We start from the raw sequence: 17,189 nt of genomic DNA on the forward strand, positions 1-17,189 counted from the left end.
GCCGACATCCGGAAATCTGCGCCTGCTTGCCTGATGGCGCTTTGCTTATCAGGCCTACGATGGCCTCTCCGCGGTCATTTCACCGATAACCTCCGCATTTCTTGCACAATCTTCAACGTCACGCTGAGAATTGAGTATTATTGTGCCAAGTTGTCGTGAAGGAACCCTCTATGAAGCAAATCCGTATGCTGGCGCAATATTACGTCGACCTGATGATGAAGTTAGGTCTGGTGCGCTTTTCGCTGCTGTTGGCGCTGGCTCTGGTCGTGTTGGCAATTGTGGTGCAGATGGCTGTCACCATGGTGCTGCATGGCCAGGTAGAAAGCATTGATGTCATCCGTTCTATCTTTTTTGGTCTGTTAATTACCCCCTGGGCCGTCTATTTCTTGTCTGTGGTGGTGGAGCAACTTGAGGAGTCCCGGCAACGCCTGTCACGACTGGTACAAAAGCTGGAAGAGATGCGCGAGCGAGATCTCAAGCTCAATGTGCAGTTGAAAGATAATATTGCCCAGCTCAATCAGGAAATTGTTGAGCGTGAAAAAGCCGAAGCAGAGCGCCAGGAAACATTCGAGCAACTGAAGGTTGAAATCAAAGAGCGCGAAGAGGCGCAGATCCAGCTTGAGCAACAGTCTTCCTTTTTACGCTCTTTCCTTGATGCCTCGCCGGATCTGGTTTTTTATCGCAATGAAGATAAGGAGTTTTCCGGCTGTAACCGTGCCATGGAGCTGCTGACCGGCAAAAGCGAAAAGCAGCTGGTGAACTTAAAACCGGCTGACGTTTACTCTCCTGAAGCGGCTGAAAAGGTGATTGAGACCGACGAGAAGGTGTTCCGCCATAATGTTTCGCTCACCTACGAACAGTGGCTGGACTACCCGGACGGGCGCAAAGCCTGCTTTGAAATTCGCAAAGTGCCTTACTATGACCGCGTAGGTAAGCGACATGGTCTGATGGGCTTTGGGCGCGATATTACCGAGCGTAAGCGTTATCAGGATGCGCTTGAGCGCGCCAGCCGCGATAAGACCACCTTTATTTCTACTATCAGCCACGAGCTGCGCACCCCGCTTAACGGCATTGTCGGCTTAAGCCGGATCCTGCTGGATACGGATCTGACCGCGGAGCAGGAAAAATACCTTAAAACAATCCACGTCTCTGCTGTGACGCTGGGGAATATTTTCAACGATATTATCGATATGGATAAGATGGAGCGACGTAAAGTCCAGCTCGATAACCAGCCGATCGATTTCACCAGTTTTATGGCGGATCTGGAAAACCTCTCTGGCCTACAGGCGCAGCAAAAGGGGCTGCGTTTTGTGCTTGAGCCGACGTTACCGCTGCCGCATAAGGTCATTACCGACGGAACGCGTCTGCGTCAGATCCTGTGGAATCTGATCAGCAACGCCGTGAAGTTTACCCAGCAGGGGCAGGTGACCGTGCGGGCGCGCTATGACCAGGGGAATATGCTGCATTTCGAAGTTGAAGATTCCGGCATCGGCATTCCGCAGGATGAGCAGGATAAAATCTTCGCTATGTATTATCAGGTGAAGGACAGCAACGGCGGTAAACCGGCAACGGGGACAGGGATTGGTTTGGCCGTGTCGAAGCGTCTGGCGAAAAACATGGGCGGTGATATTACGGTTTCCAGCCAGGCAGGAAAAGGGTCCATCTTTACGCTAACCGTGCATGCCCCTGCGGTAGCGGAAGAGATTGAAGATGCTTTTGAAGACGATGAAATGCCGCTGCCAGCCCTGAATGTGCTGCTGGTAGAAGACATTGAGCTGAACGTTATTGTTGCGCGCTCCGTGCTGGAAAAATTAGGCAACAGCGTGGATGTCGCGATGACCGGGAAAGCCGCGCTGGAAATGTTTACGCCGGGTGAATATGACCTGGTGCTGCTGGATATTCAGCTACCGGATATGACCGGTCTGGATATCTCGCGGGAGCTCACGCAAAAATACGCCCGTGAAGATCTGCCACCGCTGGTTGCACTCACCGCCAACGTACTGAAAGATAAAAAAGAGTATCTGGACGCAGGCATGGACGACGTGCTGAGTAAGCCGCTGTCGGTTCCGGCGCTAACCGCCATGATCAAAAAATACTGGGATACCCGAAACGAAGAGGAGAGCACTGTGACATCTGAAGAAAGCAGTAAATCGCAAGCGCTGTTAGATATTCCTATGTTGGAACAATACCTCGAGCTGGTGGGACCGAAGTTAATTACCGACGGGCTGGCGGTGTTTGAGAAGATGATGCCGGGATATTTGAGCGTGCTGGAGTCCAACCTGACGGCACGGGATAAAAAAGGTGTTGTTGAGGAAGGCCATAAAATTAAAGGCGCAGCAGGTTCAGTGGGGCTGCGTCACCTGCAACAGCTAGGTCAGCAAATCCAGTCGCCGGATCTTCCTGCTTGGGAAGATAACGTTGCTGAATGGATTGAAGAGATGAAGCAGGAGTGGCAGCACGACGTGGCAGTATTAAAAGCCTGGGTGGCGAGCGTGGAAAAAAAATGACCCCGGCTTGACCGGGGTGCGCGAATACTGCGCCAACACCAGGGAAATCGTGGCTGCGCCGTAAATTATTATCATTGTTTACAAGGGCGCAGCCCTAATTTTCAGGCCGCACGCAGTTAAGATAGCAAATCTTAAATAATTTGTTACATGAATCAGTTAAATGTGTGAAGCGTAGCATTTAAATCATAATAACTAATATGTTTCAGCCAGTTGAGAAAGGAGTATTGCGATGAAAAAAGTGGGTGTAGTGCTCAGCGGATGCGGCGTGTATGACGGTGCAGAGATCCATGAAACTGTTCTCACGCTTCTGGCCATTGCCCGCAACGGCGCTCAGGCTGTCTGTTTCGCACCAGATAAACAACAAGCGGATGTGATTAATCATCTGACCGGCGAGCCGATGCTGGAAACTCGCAATGTGCTAATTGAAGCCGCGCGTATCACACGTGGCGATATTCGCCCACTTGCGCAGGCAGTCTCATCGGAACTGGATGCGTTGATCGTGCCGGGTGGGTTTGGTGCGGCCAAAAATCTGAGCAATTTTGCCAGTCAGGGCAGCGAATGCCGGGTTGACAGCGATTTAGCCGCGCTGGCGGTGGCCATGCATCAGGCGGGTAAGCCGTTGGGGTTTATGTGCATTGCGCCTGCCATGTTACCAAAAATTTTTGACTTCCCGCTGCGTCTGACCATCGGCACTGATATCGACACGGCAGAGGTGCTGGAAGAGATGGGCGCTGAGCATGTGCCTTGTCCGGTTGATGACATTGTCGTCGATGAAGACAACAAAATCGTCACCACGCCTGCCTATATGCTGGCGCAGGACATCGCTCAGGCTGCGAGTGGCATCGATAAACTGGTATCGCGTGTGCTGGTGCTGACTGAATGAGAAAAGGAGTAACCGCCTTTCTGCGACGTATTTTTCTGCGGGTGGTGGTTGTCCTCGCCGTATTCTGGGGCGGGGGCATCGCACTTTTCAGCGTGATGCCTGTGCCTTTCTCGGCGGTAATGGTCGAGCGACAGCTGGGCGCATGGCTGTCCGGTGATTTCGGCTATGTGGCGCACTCGGACTGGGTGAGCATGGATGAGATCTCACCGTGGATGGGACTGGCGGTGATTGCTGCAGAGGACCAGAAGTTTCCAGACCACTGGGGGTTTGACGTCACCGCCATAGAGAAAGCGCTGGCGCACAATGAACGCAATGAAAACCGCATTCGCGGGGCGTCAACGTTATCGCAACAGACGGCGAAAAACCTCTTTTTGTGGGATGGACGTAGCTGGGTGCGTAAAGGTCTCGAAGCCGGGCTAACGCTGGGTATGGAAACCGTCTGGAGTAAGAAACGTATTCTGACCGTCTATTTGAATATCGCCGAGTTTGGCGATGGGATATTTGGCGTGGAGGCGGCGGCGCAACGGTATTTTCATAAACCGGCCAGTCGGTTGAGCCTGTCTGAAGCGGCCTTGCTGGCGGCAGTATTGCCCAATCCTTTGCGTTTTAAGGCGAATGCGCCTTCTGGTTATGTGCGTAACCGCCAGGCCTGGATTATGCGCCAAATGCGCCAGTTAGGTGGTGAGTCGTTTATGCGGGAAAATAATCTGTATTAGCGTAGTTATTGCCGGATGCGGCGTAAACGCCTTATCCGGCCTACTGGCTACGTTCTGTGTACTCGATTAATCTTCATCAAACCCTGAATTAAACAGGGCAATCACTGCGGCCAGGGCTTCTACTTCCTGTGGTCCCGTGGCTTCGACTTCTATCTGACGCCCTTTGGCTGAATCCAGCATCAGCAGAGCGATAACGCTGTTGGCCTCGGCTTCCGTTCCTTCATCATTACGCAGCAAAACTTCTGCTTCGAAACCCTGCATCAATTCAAACAGTTTCATCGCTGGGCGGGCATGCATGCCCAGCTTATTGGTGATTTCAACGGTTTGCTTCACGGTCATGATTTACGTTTTTCCAGCGTACGATGGCGTGACTGCACGTTTTTACCGCGTGAGCGGAAGTAGTCTGCCAGCTGCTCTGCAATATACACCGAACGGTGTTTCCCGCCGGTACAGCCGATGGCTACGGTAAGGTAGCTACGGTTGTTGGTCTCCAGCATGGGTAACCATAGCTCAAGATAGCTGCGAGTCTGGTAGATAAAATTGTGTACTTCTGTGTGCCTGTCGAGGAATGCGGCGACAGGGCGGTCAAGACCGGTCATTGGGCGCAGCTTCGGATCCCAGTGTGGGTTAGGCAGGAAGCGCACGTCAAAGACGTAATCCGCATCAATCGGGATACCGTGTTTGAAACCAAAGGATTCGAATACCATCGTCAATTCACGTTCACGTTTACCCAGCAGTCGGGTACGTAACATTTCTGCCAGTTCGTGTACGGACATTTCGGAGGTATCAACGATCAGGTCAGCGCGAGAGCGTAGAGGCTCCAGCAAATCGCTTTCCTTATCGATAGCGCTTTCCAGAGACAAGTTCTTGCTGGAGAGCGGGTGTAAACGGCGCGTGTCGCTGTAGCGACGAATCAACGTGTTACGGTCTGCATCAAGGAACAGCAGCTGTGGTGAGAAACCCTCGGGCAGATTATTCATTGCCTGCTCGAAAATTTCCGGGGACTCAGGCATGTTGCGCACATCAATGCTGACGGCCGCAGAAATCTGGCGATCGGCCAGTGTACGAGCCAGATCGGGCAACAGCACTACGGGAAGGTTATCCACGCAGTAAAAACCCATATCTTCCAGCGCACGCAGGGCGACAGATTTACCTGACCCTGAACGGCCGCTGACGATCATCAGTACCATGTACTGTTTCTCCTCACAACGACAAAAAAGGATGCCATTGGGTTGTTATGCTTCATCCTGTCCACCTTCGGTGTCCGTGATGATTTGATACAACTCCTGGTCACTCTGCGCGGCGCGCAGACGACGACAGATGGTTTTATCTGCCAGACGTTTTGCGACCAGTGACAACGTATGCAAATGCGTCTTGGTTTGGTCTGCCGGGACCAGCAGGGCGAAAAGCAGATCGACAGGTTGATTATCAATGGCGTCGAAGGCGATGGGTGTTTCGAGTTGAACAAACACACCAACCGCGCGCATCGTGTCTTCTTCCAGCTTTCCGTGCGGGATAGCAATACCATTACCGATGCCGGTACTGCCCATTTTTTCACGCGTCAGAATGGCTTCAAATACCACCTGAGCAGGCAAGCTAAGCTGTTTTGCCGCAAGTTCGCTGATGATTTCCAGTGCGCGCTTCTTGCTTTGGCAGTGAACGCCTGCGCGTGTACATTCCTGGTTAAGAACAGTGCTCAGTTGTAGAGTCGTATCGTTATTTGTCATAATTTCACCTAAGCGCTAACTGTACAAATGGCCCGTTGTGCTACACAACAGGCCGTCCTGCACCCGCTAACTGCCCGGACAAGTTAGTGCTGTTTCAGTTTATCTTTATGTTTTGTTAACTGCCGAGCCAGTTTATCAATTAAACCGTCAATGGCGGCGTACATATCCTGACCTTCCGCGCTGGCATGAATTTCGCCACCGTTCACATGCAGTGTTGCATCCGAGATATGTGTAACCTTCTCCACTTTCAACACAATATAGACCTGATTAATCCGGTCGAAATATTGTTCGAGCTTGGCAAATTTTGTATTCACAAAATCGCGCAGGGCTTCGGTGATTTCGACGTTGTTTCCAGTGATGTTGAGCTGCATAGTGTCTTCCTTATCGGTTGGGTCACACCAGCTGTTTGCGCTGGTTAGACGGCGGAATGGATAAAGACTCTCGGTACTTCGCAACGGTGCGGCGTGCCACCATGATACCCTGTTCTGACAGCATAGAGGTTAACTTGCTGTCACTCAGCGGTTTCGCGGGGTTTTCCGCAGCAATTAATTTCTTCACCAGCGCACGGATAGCTGTGGATGAGGCTTCACCTCCGCCTTCAGTGTTAACGTGACTGGAAAAGAAATACTTCAATTCAAAAATGCCGCGCGGACTGTGCAGATACTTTTGCGTGGTCACACGGGAAATGGTCGATTCGTGCATCTCGACGGCCTGGGCGATATCCGCCAGTACCATCGGTTTCATAAACTCTTCGCCTTGCTCAAAGAAAGCTTGCTGCTGCTCAACGATGCAGCGGCTGACGCGCAGCAACGTATCATTGCGGCTTTCCAGGCTTTTAATCAGCCACTTCGCATCTTGCAGATTGCTACGAATAAACTGGCTGTCGGCATCGTTGCGCGCGCTATTGCACATGGCGGCGTAGTGCTGGTTAATCTGTAAGCGCGGAATGCTGTCGCCGTTGAGTTCGACCACCCAGCGATCGTTATGCTTACGCACCAGCACATCCGGAATGACGTACTCCGGCTCGCCGGTCTGGATCGATTGCCCTGGGCGGGGATCAAGCGACTGGATGAGGTTGACGGCTTCTTTCAGCACGTCTTCTTTCAGCCGGGTCACGCGCATCAGGGTGCGGAAGTCATGGTTGGCTAACAGATCGAGGTGATCGCTGATGATCAGACGCGCTTCTTCCAGCCACGGCGTGGCTTTATCAAACTGCGAAAGTTGGATCAGTAAGCAGTCACGGAGATCTTTGGCGGCCACGCCAACGGGATCAAAGCGCTGAACGCGTTTAAGCACGGCTTCGATTTCGTCCATACCGACGTCGTCATCGCCCATGCTTTCGAGAATATCGTCCAGGGTCACGGTGAGATAACCGGTTTCGTCTACCGCATCCACAATGGATGTCGCAATGGCGCGATCGGTATCCGAGAACGGGGTCAGTTCCACTTGCCACATCAGGTAATCCTGTAGTGATTGCGTGGTCTCACCCTGATACACAGGCAGTTCGTCGTCGATGTAATCCCCGCTGGTGCCCGAAGGCGTCCCGGCGGTGTATATTTCATCCCAACTGGCGTCAAGCGGTAACTCCTCAGGCATCTCTTTTTGTTCGAGTGCATCTGCGGTGTCGAGGGTTTCGCTGTCCTGTTTTTCCTGGGTATCAATTTCGTCGTGAAGATCGGTTTGCTCGAGCAGTGGGTTACTTTCCAGCGCTTGCTGAAGTTCTTGCTGAAGTTCCAGCGTGGACAGCTGCAACAGACGGATAGCCTGTTGTAGCTGAGGCGTCATCGCCAGTTGTTGGCTAAGCCTGAGTTGCAAACCTTGCTTCATGTTCAGAGTTGTTTTCTCCTGCAGTGACGTGAAGTCTTCTACCCTATCAGAGTCTGAAGTCTTCCCCAAGGTATACGCGCTTAACGTGCTCATCCTGCAGTATTTCTGTTGGCGTGCCGTGCGCGATCAGGTGTCCCTGACTTACGATATAGGCACGCTCACACACTGCCAGCGTTTCGCGGACGTTGTGGTCGGTAATCAGCACGCCAAGGCCGCTGTCGCGAAGGTGTTCGATGATCCGTTTAATATCAATAACAGAAATCGGGTCAACACCGGCAAACGGTTCATCCAGCAGGATAAATTTTGGATTAGCGGCCAGTGCGCGAGCGATTTCCACGCGGCGTCGTTCACCACCGGAGAGCGACTGACCTAAGCTGTCGCGCAGGTGCTCGATGTGGAATTCTTCCATCAGCTCGTTGGCCCGATCTTCCCGCTGCTCGCTGGTCAGATCGTCACGAATTTGCAGTACCGCCATCAGGTTATCAAACACGCTCAGGCGACGGAAAATCGATGCTTCCTGCGGTAAGTAGCCGATGCCGCGACGCGCGCGCGCATGCAGAGGCAGCAGACTGATGTCTTCGTCATCAATGATAATGTTACCCGCATCGCGCGGGACAATGCCGACTACCATGTAAAAGGTTGTTGTCTTGCCTGCACCGTTAGGACCGAGCAGACCGACGATCTCCCCTGAGTTGACGGTCAGACTGACATCTTCAACCACACGACGGCCTTTATAGGCTTTTGCAAGGTTCTTTGCAGTTAATGTTGCCATAACGAATCAGTTACCTTTTTTCTCTGCCGGAGCCTTGTTTTTGTCCTGCAACTGCGACGGAACCAGAACGGTGGTGACGCGTTTGCCTTTATCGCTGAAGGCCTGCATTTTCTGCTCTTTTACCAGATAGGTGATCTTATCGCCTGTGATGTTGCTATCGAGCTGTTCCAGATACGCCTTGCCGGTGAGAACGACAAAGTCTTTCGCCAGTTCATAGTGCATCTGAGAGGCGTGGCCTTTAACCGGTTTACCGTTGTCCTGCATCTGGTAAAACGTCGCTGGATTTCCATAGCCATCAATCACTTCTTTGCCGTCTTCACCGCCAGGACGGGTCACGACGACTTTATCGGCGTTAATTTTGATGGTGCCCTGAGTCACAATCACGTTGCCAGTAAACGTCACCACGTTGCCCTGCATATCCAGGGACTGCTGGTCCGATTCAATGTGAATCGGCTGCTCGGTATCGCCGGTGACGGCAAATGCCGGAATGCTGGCGGCCAGAAGTGAGCTGGCAAGTACAAGATTAAGGCTGAGTTTGTTTGTTTTGGATTTCATATGAGGTTCTAACCTTTTCAATCAGCTCGGCGTTCTTGCTGCGTAAGTTGCCGCGCATCTTCAGTCCGCTGGAGTTAAATGTTGTGCCATACAACGTCACCAGATCATCGGAAGTGACGTCTTGTGTCACCAGGTTAATCTGCGCGTTATCGGTCGTAATTCTGCGTAGTTGAGAGTCAGGCACCAGGGCGTTAACCTCAACATGGCCGTACAGATACAGCATCCGATCGTTGGTCAATTTGGCTTTATCGGCCTTGATCGTCCAGGTCGGTACTTTATCCTTATCAAACGTGGTTAATACCGGTTGAGTAAACCACGAAACCGCTTGTTCCGAATAATATTCAACGTGTTGTGCGATCAAGTGATAGCTCAGCGCGCCTTCCGGACTATACACGACGGTATCAGTATGTTCGCTCTTATAGGTTGGCTCGTTGTTATTGACGACGACCTGAGCGGTGTCATCTTTGTCTGCCAGATTAATACCAATCATCACAAGGACAGCCAGCGACAGTAGAATGATAACCCAACGTCTGGTTTTGCTCATATCGATTGCCCTTTGGCCTCGTCCAGTTTGCCCTGCGCCAGGAGTAATAAATCGCAGACTTCACGCACAGCGCCACGTCCACCATCAATGCGGGTGACATAATCGGCTCGCGGGATCAGCAGAGGGTGGGCATCTGCCACCGCGACGCTCAATCCTACTTTAGCCATCACCGGCCAGTCGATCAGGTCATCGCCAACGTAGGCGATATTCTCCGGCGCGATCGACAGTTTGCTAAGGAGATCGCCAAAGGCAACCAGTTTGTCTGACTGCCCCTGATACAGGTGGGTGATCCCCAAAGTGGCACAGCGATCTTCTACAAGTTTAGCCTTTCGTCCGGTAATAATGGCAACCTCAATACCGGAAGTGAGCGCACAGCGAATTCCGTAACCATCACGGACGTTAAAAGCCTTCAGCTCTTCACCGTTGTTGCCCATATAAATCAGACCATCAGACAGTACGCCATCCACATCCAGGATCAGCAAACGGATGTTTTCTGCCCGGGTGATAACGTCTGCGCTGACGGGTCCATAACAGGTCGCAAGCGACGCACCTGCTTTACTCATTTTCGTTATCCTTGAGTTTCTTACACTACACCTGCACGCAGCAGATCATGCATATGTAACACACCGAGTAACTGGTCGCCATCAGCAACCATTACCGAGGTGATATGGCGGGACTGCATTAAGTTCAGGGCATCGACGGCAAGAATACCCGGACGCACGCGAATGCCTCCAGGGGTCATCACATCGGCAATGCCTAACTGGCGTACATCAACGCCCATATCGAAGACACGACGTAAATCGCCATCGGTGAAAATACCGTCAATCTTCATGGCATCATCGCAAATGACGGTCATGCCGAGATTTTTACGCGTGATCTCAATTAAGGCGTCACGCAGGCTGGCGTTTTTGGTCACATGCGGGATCTCGTCGCCCGTATGCATAATATCGTTAACGCGCAGTAAAAGCTTACGGCCCAGTGCGCCACCGGGATGAGACAACGCAAAATCTTCCGCGGTAAAGCCGCGCGCTTTTAATAATGCCACCGCTAGGGCATCGCCCATCACCAGTGTTGCTGTCGTACTGCTGGTCGGCGCCAGGCCTAACGGACAAGCTTCCTTGGGCACTTTAACACACAGATGCACATCTGCCGCACGCGCCATACTGCTTTCAGGACGACCGGTCATGCAGATAAGCGGTACATGAAGACGTTTTAATACCGGGATCAGCGCCGCTATCTCATTGGATTCACCGGAGTTAGAGATGGCAATGACCACATCCTGCGGCGAGACCATACCCAGATCGCCATGTGCGGCTTCGCCTGGGTGTACAAAAAATGAGGGGGTGCCGGTGCTGGCAAATGTGGCTGCCATTTTCCGCCCGATATGGCCGGATTTCCCCATTCCCATCACCACCACTTTGCCCGGGCAGCTGAATATTTTCTCGCATGCGAGGGTAAAATTTTGGTTGATGTACTGATCAAGCTCCGCCAGGCCTTCACGTTCAATTGCCAGGACTTCCTTGCCTGCTTGCTGAAAGTCAAAACCCGGTTGCAACTCTAAGTGCGACATAATGCGTTTCCAGTTATCCAACGAGAAGTGGCGATAACCAATACAGCATCGCCAGCCATATGATAAAACCGCCGGTCAGCAGCGCACCTGCGCCGCGACCAATCTGGCGCGGACGTCGCCAGCAGAGTAGTGCAAAAATCACGCTCACCAGCAGCATGACGCTATAGTCACGGGTGAAGGCCATTGGATTGACTTCACCTGGCGTAATCAACGCCGGTAGCCCGAGGACGATAGCGATATTAAAAATGTTTGCGCCGATAATGTTACCGACGGCAATATCGTTTTCACCTTTACGCAGACCCGCAATCGCTGTTGCCAGCTCAGGCAGGCTGGTACCAATGGCGACCACTGTCAGCCCGATAGTAAGTTCGCTCATGGCGAAATAGTTCGCCAGTACGGTAGCGTTATCCACCACCATACGTGTTGCCATTGGCATGATTATCAGCGCAATGCCCAACCACAAAAATGCGACCGGTAATCCGCCTTCGCGCGGCAGCTCAGCTATCTGCTCACGCGTCAGGCTGTCATTGCCTTGTCGCTCGGCCAGACGGGCGATTTTAACAATGAATAGCAGCCATAGCACGGCCAGAAGCAGAAGAAAGAAACCGTCGCTGCGGCTTAACTGCCCGTCATACAGGACGGATGCAGCTAAAATACTTACCAGCAACATTAGCGGTAATTCACGACGCAGAACATCAGAATGCACGGTAAAAGGATGAATCAGCGCCGACAGGCCTAAAATAAGCAGAATGTTGGTGATGTTAGAACCTATGGCGGTCCCGACAGCCAGATCGAGTTGCCCATTCATCGATGCGGCAACGGAGACAATGATCTCGGGTAACGACGTACCCATGCTGACCACGGTCATTCCGATGATAATGGGAGGAATACCGAAATTTCGACATAAAATGGATGCGGCAAATACCAGACGGTCGGCACCGTAGACCACCAGAAGTAAACCAATTATTAACAGCGCCGTCGCTAAAAGCATCTAAAGTCCTTTCTTCAGGTATACTCGCCGGTCCACTTGAAGGATCTTCTGGAAGCCGTAACGAAGTCTTAATTTTGACTTTATGCGGCTAAAAAGTAAAACAAATGCCAGCTTTCGCTAACCAGGACAGGCAATAATCTGTAAATATGTTGAGTTCATGGCTAAATTGAGCGCCAAACTCTTCGATCAACGAGGCAATAGTAAAGGATGAATCAATGGGGCAGTCTGTGGCGAATCTAGTCGATATGCGCGATGTCAGCTTTTCCCGGGGTGACCGCTGCATCTTTGATAATATTTCCCTGACGGTACCGCGCGGTAAGGTGACGGCGATCATGGGGCCATCAGGCATCGGCAAAACGACGCTGTTGCGTCTGATTGGCGGACAGATCCCCCCGGATAAGGGCGAGATCCTGTTTGACGGTGAGAACGTCCCGGCCATGTCCCGTTCGCGTTTATTTACCGTGCGTAAGCGCATGAGTATGCTGTTTCAGTCTGGTGCGCTATTTACCGACATGAATGTGTTTGACAACGTCGCGTACCCTCTGCGCGAGCATACGACGTTGCCAGCGCCGTTGCTGAAGAGCACGGTGATGATGAAGCTCGAGGCCGTCGGCCTGCGGGGTGCGGCCAAATTAATGCCTTCTGAATTATCCGGTGGGATGGCGCGTCGCGCCGCGTTAGCACGTGCTATCGCGCTGGAGCCAGACCTCATCATGTTTGATGAGCCGTTCGTCGGCCAGGATCCCATCACCATGGGCGTTCTGGTGAAGCTGATTTCAGAACTGAACAGCGCGCTGGGCGTCACCTGTGTGGTGGTATCCCATGATGTGCCTGAGGTACTGAGTATTGCGGATTACGCCTATATAATGGCGGACAAAAAAATAGTGGCCTACGGTAGTGCTCAGGCACTACAAGAAAATGCCGATCCGCGCGTACGCCAGTTCCTTGACGGCATTGCCGATGGACCGGTTCCGTTCCGTTACCCGGCGGGCGACTACCACATCGATTTACTCAAAACAGGGAGTTAAGCCACCCATGTTGTTAAATGCGCTGGCATCACTCGGACATCGGGGAATAAAAACCCTCAGGACGTTCGGGCGAGCCGGATTAATGTTGTTCAATGCGGTTGTCGGCAAGCCGGAGTTTCGCAAACATGCGCCGCTGCTGATACGCCAGCTCTATAATGTCGGTGTCTTATCGATGCTGATCATTATTGTTTCTGGCGTGTTCATCGGTATGGTGCTGGGGTTGCAGGGATACCTGGTGCTGACCACCTACAGCGCGGAAACCAGCCTCGGTATGCTGGTGGCACTGTCATTGTTACGTGAGTTGGGACCGGTTGTTGCGGCGCTGCTGTTTGCCGGGCGGGCCGGGTCGGCCTTAACCGCAGAAATTGGCCTGATGCGGGCGACCGAACAGCTTTCCAGTCTGGAGATGATGGCCGTCGATCCACTGCGCCGGGTGATTTCCCCACGTTTTTGGGCTGGCGTCATTTCATTGCCGCTGCTGACGATTATTTTTGTCGCAGTGGGTATCTGGGGTGGTTCACTGGTTGGCGTAAGCTGGAAGGGTATTGATGCAGGCTTCTTCTGGTCGGCTATGCAAAATGCCGTCGACTGGCGTCTGGACCTGGTTAACTGTCTGATTAAGAGCGTGGTGTTCGCCATTACGGTCACCTGGATTGCATTGTTCAATGGTTATGATGCGATCCCGACCTCTGCCGGGATTAGCCGGGCAACGACACGCACCGTTGTGCACGCCTCTCTTGCCGTTCTGGGGCTGGATTTTGTGCTGACCGCACTGATGTTTGGGAATTGAGTTCATGCAAACGAAAAAAAATGAAATTTGGGTCGGGTTATTCCTGCTGGTTGCGCTGCTGGCAGCGCTGTTTGTTTGCCTGAAGGCGGCGAACGTTACCTCAATGCGTACTGAGCCGACTTACACGATTTATGCGACCTTTGATAATATCGGCGGCCTGAGAGAGCGTTCTCCGGTGCGGATTGGCGGGGTGGTAGTTGGACGCGTATCGGACATCTCGTTAGATCCGAAAACGTACCTGCCGCGCGTGACGCTGGAAATCGAATCGCGTTTTAACCATATTCCTGACACCAGTTCTCTGAGCATCCGTACTTCCGGTCTGCTGGGCGAACAGTATCTGGCATTGAATGTGGGTTTTGAAGATCCTGAGCTGGGAACGTCTATCCTCAAAGATGGCGGTACGATTCAGGACACGAAATCCGCGATGGTGCTGGAAGATATGATTGGTCAGTTCCTTTACAACAGCAACAGTAAAGGTGATGACAATAAGAATTCTGGCGATGCGCCAGCCGCAACTGACGGCAATAATGAAGCCACTACGCCTGCGGGCGCAACGAAATAATCTCAGGAGAATCAACGTATGTTTAAACGATTGATGATGGTGGCTATGCTGGTGATTGCCCCGCTTAGCGCAGCAACTGCAGCCGACCAAACGAACCCGTACAAACAGATGAATGAGGCGGCGCAGAAGACATTTGACCGTCTGAAGAATGAACAACCTAAAATCCGCGCAAACCCGGATTACCTGCGCCAGGTTGTCGATCAGGAACTGTTGCCATACGTGCAGGTTAAATATGCGGGTGCGCTGGTACTGGGTCGCTACTACAAAGATGCGACCCCTGCTCAGCGTGAAGCCTATTTTGCCGCATTTCGTGAATATCTGAAGCAGGCCTACGGCCAGGCTCTGGCGATGTACCATGGCCAGACTTATGAAATTGCACCAGAGCAACCGCTGGGTGATGCGACCATCGTGCCTATCCGCGTAACCATCATCGATCCAAACGGTCGTCCTCCGGTACGTTTGGATTTCCAGTGGCGTAAAAACTCCCAGACCGGTAACTGGCAGGCTTATGACATGATTGCTGAAGGCGTAAGTATGATCACCACCAAACAAAATGAGTGGAGCGACCTGCTGCGTACCAAAGGTATTGATGGCCTGACGGCGCAGCTGAAATCTATTGCTCAGCAGAAAATCACGCTGGAAGAGAAAAAATAATGACGCAGTCACTCACCTGGACGCGTGAAGGCGACAAGCTGGTGCTGGTGGGGGAGCTGGATCAGGACGTGTTAAACCCATTATGGGATGCGCGAATTGAGGCGATGAAAGGAGTATCCTGCATCGACCTGAACCAGGTATCCCGGGTAGATACCGGCGGTCTGGCGTTACTGTTGCATCTGATTAATCAGGGCAAGCAGCAGGGAAACAGCGTTTCACTCACTGGTGTTAACGATAAAGTGTACACGCTGGCGCAGCTTTACAATCTGCCTGACGACGTCCTTCCGCGTTAATTTTTCCAGGCCGGATAAGGTCTTGTGCCGCTATCCGGCAAAACCCCTGAGGGGGATCTGCCACTAAAGCCTTGTCTGATTTATCAGCGAGGCTTTTTGCTTATTTATGACAGCGCCACTTTGCTCTAAGATGTTGGGCTGTTTTCACTATCTGACGAATGAAGAGCCCATGGAAAATAATGAAATTCAGAGCGTGCTGATGAATGCACTCTCCCTCCAGGAAGTCCACGTTTCTGGCGACGGCAGTCACTTTCAGGTTATTGCCGTGGGTGAGATGTTTGAAGGCATGAGCCGGGTCAAGAAGCAGCAATCGGTCTATGGCCCGTTGATGGAGTACATTGCGGACAACCGCATTCATGCCGTGTCGATTAAGGCGTTTACCCCAGCGGAATGGGCGCGCGATCGCAAACTTAACGGTTTTTGAGCTACGGGTGATGTGCCGGTAGCGAAGATAAATTCTTAACAGAGAACAGAATAATGGATAAATTTCGTGTTCAGGGGCCAACTAAGCTCCAGGGCGAAGTCACAATTTCAGGCGCTAAAAACGCCGCACTGCCGATCCTGTTTGCGGCGCTGCTGGCTGAAGAACCTGTAGAGATCCAAAACGTCCCGAAACTGAAGGACGTTGACACATCAATGAAGCTGCTGAGCCAGCTGGGTGCGAAAGTTGAGCGTAATGGTTCTGTGCACATCGATGCGCGTGATGTGAACGTCTTCTGTGCGCCGTACGATTTGGTGAAAACCATGCGTGCATCCATTTGGGCGCTCGGGCCGCTGGTTGCCCGCTTTGGTCAGGGCCAGGTTTCACTGCCGGGTGGCTGTACCATTGGCGCGCGTCCGGTTGACCTGCACATTACCGGTCTGGAGCAGTTAGGCGCGACAATTAAGCTGGAAGAAGGCTATGTGAAGGCGTCCGTTGATGGCCGTCTGAAAGGCGCGCATATCGTCATGGACAAAGTGAGCGTCGGCGCGACGGTCACCATCATGTGCGCAGCAACGCTTGCCGAAGGCACCACCATCATCGAAAACGCTGCGCGCGAGCCGGAGATTGTGGATACCGCGAACTTCCTGATTGCGCTGGGCGCGAAGATCACGGGTCAGGGCACCGATCGTATTACCATCGAAGGCGTTGAGCGTCTTGGCGGTGGTGTTTATCGCGTTCTGCCAGATCGTATCGAAACCGGTACCTTCCTGGTGGCGGCGGCAATTTCTCGCGGCAAGATTATCTGCCGTAATGCACAGCCGGACACGCTGGATGCCGTTCTGGCGAAGCTGCGTGATGCGGGTGCGGATATTGAAGTGGGTGATGATTGGATCAGCCTTGATATGCACGGTAAACGTCCGAAAGCGGTCAATGTGCGTACTGCACCGCATCCGGCGTTCCCTACCGACATGCAGGCCCAGTTTACATTGCTGAACCTGGTGGCAGAAGGGACCGGCTTCATCACGGAAACCGTGTTTGAGAACCGCTTTATGCACGTGCCTGAGCTGAGCCGTATGGGCGCTCACGCAGAAATCGAAAGCAATACCGTGATTTGCCACGGCGTGGAAACGCTCTCTGGCGCACAGGTTATGGCGACCGATCTGCGCGCATCTGCAAGCCTGGTGCTGGCAGGGTGTATTGCTGAAGGTACGACGGTAGTCGACCGTATTTATCACATCGATCGCGGCTATGAGCGCATCGAAGATAAACTGCGTGCGCTGGGCGCAAACATTGAGCGCGTGAAAGGCGAGTAATCGTCAACGTCTCTTGTAACCCCCAGTTCAGTT

Annotated in this window: 21 protein-coding genes; 10 read left to right on the forward strand and 11 right to left on the reverse strand. The window is 52.5% G+C overall.

Annotation, left to right across the window (positions count from 1 at the left end; genetic code table 11):
* Nucleotides 1-170 precede the first annotated feature (170 nt).
* From arcB to mtgA, 3 genes are all read left to right on the forward strand, one after another.
* Entirely contained in the window at nt 171-2,507 is a 2,337-nt protein-coding gene (gene arcB / locus LY264_RS02520) for an aerobic respiration two-component sensor histidine kinase ArcB (RefSeq protein ID WP_020996355.1), read from the forward strand.
* Between the two features lie 229 nt (nt 2,508-2,736).
* Nucleotides 2,737-3,390: an isoprenoid biosynthesis glyoxalase ElbB gene (gene elbB / locus LY264_RS02525; RefSeq protein ID WP_003828774.1), complete on the forward strand. Its 654-nt coding sequence runs from the start codon at nt 2,737-2,739 to the stop codon at nt 3,388-3,390.
* Nucleotides 3,387-4,106, forward strand: a complete 720-nt coding sequence (mtgA, locus tag LY264_RS02530) for a monofunctional biosynthetic peptidoglycan transglycosylase (protein ID WP_048215457.1) — start codon at nt 3,387-3,389, stop codon at nt 4,104-4,106. The genes elbB and mtgA overlap by 4 nt, the downstream gene beginning before the upstream one ends.
* A 66-nt stretch (nt 4,107-4,172) precedes the next feature.
* Here the strand turns inward: mtgA and npr are convergent, their stop codons facing one another.
* From npr to LY264_RS02585, 11 genes are all read right to left on the reverse strand, one after another.
* Nucleotides 4,173-4,445, reverse strand: a complete 273-nt coding sequence (gene npr, locus LY264_RS02535; RefSeq protein WP_003828770.1) for a PTS phosphocarrier protein NPr — start codon at nt 4,443-4,445, stop codon at nt 4,173-4,175.
* Nucleotides 4,442-5,296, reverse strand: coding sequence for an RNase adapter RapZ (rapZ, locus tag LY264_RS02540; RefSeq protein ID WP_003025085.1), 855 nt, complete (start codon nt 5,294-5,296; stop codon nt 4,442-4,444). The genes npr and rapZ overlap by 4 nt, the downstream gene beginning before the upstream one ends.
* A 45-nt stretch (nt 5,297-5,341) precedes the next feature.
* Nucleotides 5,342-5,833, reverse strand: coding sequence for a PTS IIA-like nitrogen regulatory protein PtsN (gene ptsN, locus LY264_RS02545; protein ID WP_032945121.1), 492 nt, complete (start codon nt 5,831-5,833; stop codon nt 5,342-5,344).
* Nucleotides 5,834-5,916: 83 nt separating this feature from the next.
* Nucleotides 5,917-6,204 carry a ribosome hibernation promoting factor gene (hpf, locus tag LY264_RS02550; protein WP_003025078.1) on the reverse strand — a complete coding sequence of 96 codons (288 nt, stop codon included), beginning with the start codon at nt 6,202-6,204 and terminating at the stop codon, nt 5,917-5,919.
* A 22-nt stretch (nt 6,205-6,226) separates the two neighbouring features.
* Nucleotides 6,227-7,660 carry an RNA polymerase factor sigma-54 gene (gene rpoN / locus LY264_RS02555; protein ID WP_032945120.1) on the reverse strand — a complete coding sequence of 478 codons (1,434 nt, stop codon included), beginning with the start codon at nt 7,658-7,660 and terminating at the stop codon, nt 6,227-6,229.
* A gap of 46 nt (nt 7,661-7,706) precedes the next feature.
* Nucleotides 7,707-8,432 (reverse strand): LPS export ABC transporter ATP-binding protein, encoded by a 726-nt coding sequence (lptB, locus tag LY264_RS02560; protein WP_003828761.1) that lies wholly within the window; start codon nt 8,430-8,432, stop codon nt 7,707-7,709.
* Between the two features lie 6 nt (nt 8,433-8,438).
* On the reverse strand, nt 8,439-8,987 hold the full coding sequence (lptA, locus tag LY264_RS02565) for a lipopolysaccharide ABC transporter substrate-binding protein LptA (protein ID WP_003828759.1): 549 nt from the start codon (nt 8,985-8,987) through the stop codon (nt 8,439-8,441).
* Complete coding sequence (gene lptC, locus LY264_RS02570) at nt 8,956-9,531, reverse strand: LPS export ABC transporter periplasmic protein LptC (protein WP_003828757.1); 576 nt, start codon at nt 9,529-9,531, stop codon at nt 8,956-8,958. The genes lptA and lptC overlap by 32 nt, the downstream gene beginning before the upstream one ends.
* Nucleotides 9,528-10,094 (reverse strand): 3-deoxy-manno-octulosonate-8-phosphatase KdsC, encoded by a 567-nt coding sequence (gene kdsC / locus LY264_RS02575; protein WP_048225721.1) that lies wholly within the window; start codon nt 10,092-10,094, stop codon nt 9,528-9,530. The genes lptC and kdsC overlap by 4 nt, the downstream gene beginning before the upstream one ends.
* A gap of 20 nt (nt 10,095-10,114) precedes the next feature.
* On the reverse strand, nt 10,115-11,101 hold the full coding sequence (gene kdsD / locus LY264_RS02580; protein WP_003025063.1) for an arabinose-5-phosphate isomerase KdsD: 987 nt from the start codon (nt 11,099-11,101) through the stop codon (nt 10,115-10,117).
* Between the two features lie 13 nt (nt 11,102-11,114).
* Nucleotides 11,115-12,092, reverse strand: a complete 978-nt coding sequence (locus LY264_RS02585) for a calcium/sodium antiporter (RefSeq protein ID WP_048215460.1) — start codon at nt 12,090-12,092, stop codon at nt 11,115-11,117.
* A gap of 215 nt (nt 12,093-12,307) precedes the next feature.
* On the opposite strand from LY264_RS02585, the gene mlaF reads away from it, so the two are divergent.
* The 7 genes from mlaF (at nt 12,308) to murA (ending at nt 17,156) form a co-directional block, all read left to right on the forward strand.
* On the forward strand, nt 12,308-13,120 hold the full coding sequence (mlaF, locus tag LY264_RS02590; RefSeq protein ID WP_003828749.1) for a phospholipid ABC transporter ATP-binding protein MlaF: 813 nt from the start codon (nt 12,308-12,310) through the stop codon (nt 13,118-13,120).
* A 7-nt stretch (nt 13,121-13,127) separates the two neighbouring features.
* A complete protein-coding gene (gene mlaE, locus LY264_RS02595; RefSeq protein WP_003025053.1) occupies nt 13,128-13,910 on the forward strand; it encodes a lipid asymmetry maintenance ABC transporter permease subunit MlaE in 783 nt (260 codons plus the stop codon).
* Between the two features lie 4 nt (nt 13,911-13,914).
* Complete coding sequence (gene mlaD / locus LY264_RS02600; protein ID WP_003828747.1) at nt 13,915-14,472, forward strand: outer membrane lipid asymmetry maintenance protein MlaD; 558 nt, start codon at nt 13,915-13,917, stop codon at nt 14,470-14,472.
* Between the two features lie 18 nt (nt 14,473-14,490).
* Nucleotides 14,491-15,126, forward strand: coding sequence for a phospholipid-binding protein MlaC (gene mlaC, locus LY264_RS02605; protein ID WP_008785928.1), 636 nt, complete (start codon nt 14,491-14,493; stop codon nt 15,124-15,126).
* Nucleotides 15,126-15,419: a lipid asymmetry maintenance protein MlaB gene (gene mlaB / locus LY264_RS02610; protein ID WP_003025045.1), complete on the forward strand. Its 294-nt coding sequence runs from the start codon at nt 15,126-15,128 to the stop codon at nt 15,417-15,419. Before mlaC ends, mlaB begins: the two co-directional genes overlap by 1 nt.
* A gap of 169 nt (nt 15,420-15,588) precedes the next feature.
* The gene (ibaG, locus tag LY264_RS02615; RefSeq protein ID WP_003025040.1) at nt 15,589-15,843 is read left to right on the forward strand and encodes a BolA family iron metabolism protein IbaG; all 255 of its coding nucleotides are present in this window, start codon (nt 15,589-15,591) and stop codon (nt 15,841-15,843) included.
* A gap of 53 nt (nt 15,844-15,896) precedes the next feature.
* A complete protein-coding gene (gene murA, locus LY264_RS02620) occupies nt 15,897-17,156 on the forward strand; it encodes a UDP-N-acetylglucosamine 1-carboxyvinyltransferase (RefSeq protein ID WP_003839949.1) in 1,260 nt (419 codons plus the stop codon).
* Nucleotides 17,157-17,189 lie beyond the last annotated feature (33 nt).

It is taken from the genome of Citrobacter portucalensis, from assembly GCF_023374935.1.
Taxonomy (GTDB): Bacteria; Pseudomonadota; Gammaproteobacteria; order Enterobacterales; family Enterobacteriaceae; genus Citrobacter; species Citrobacter portucalensis.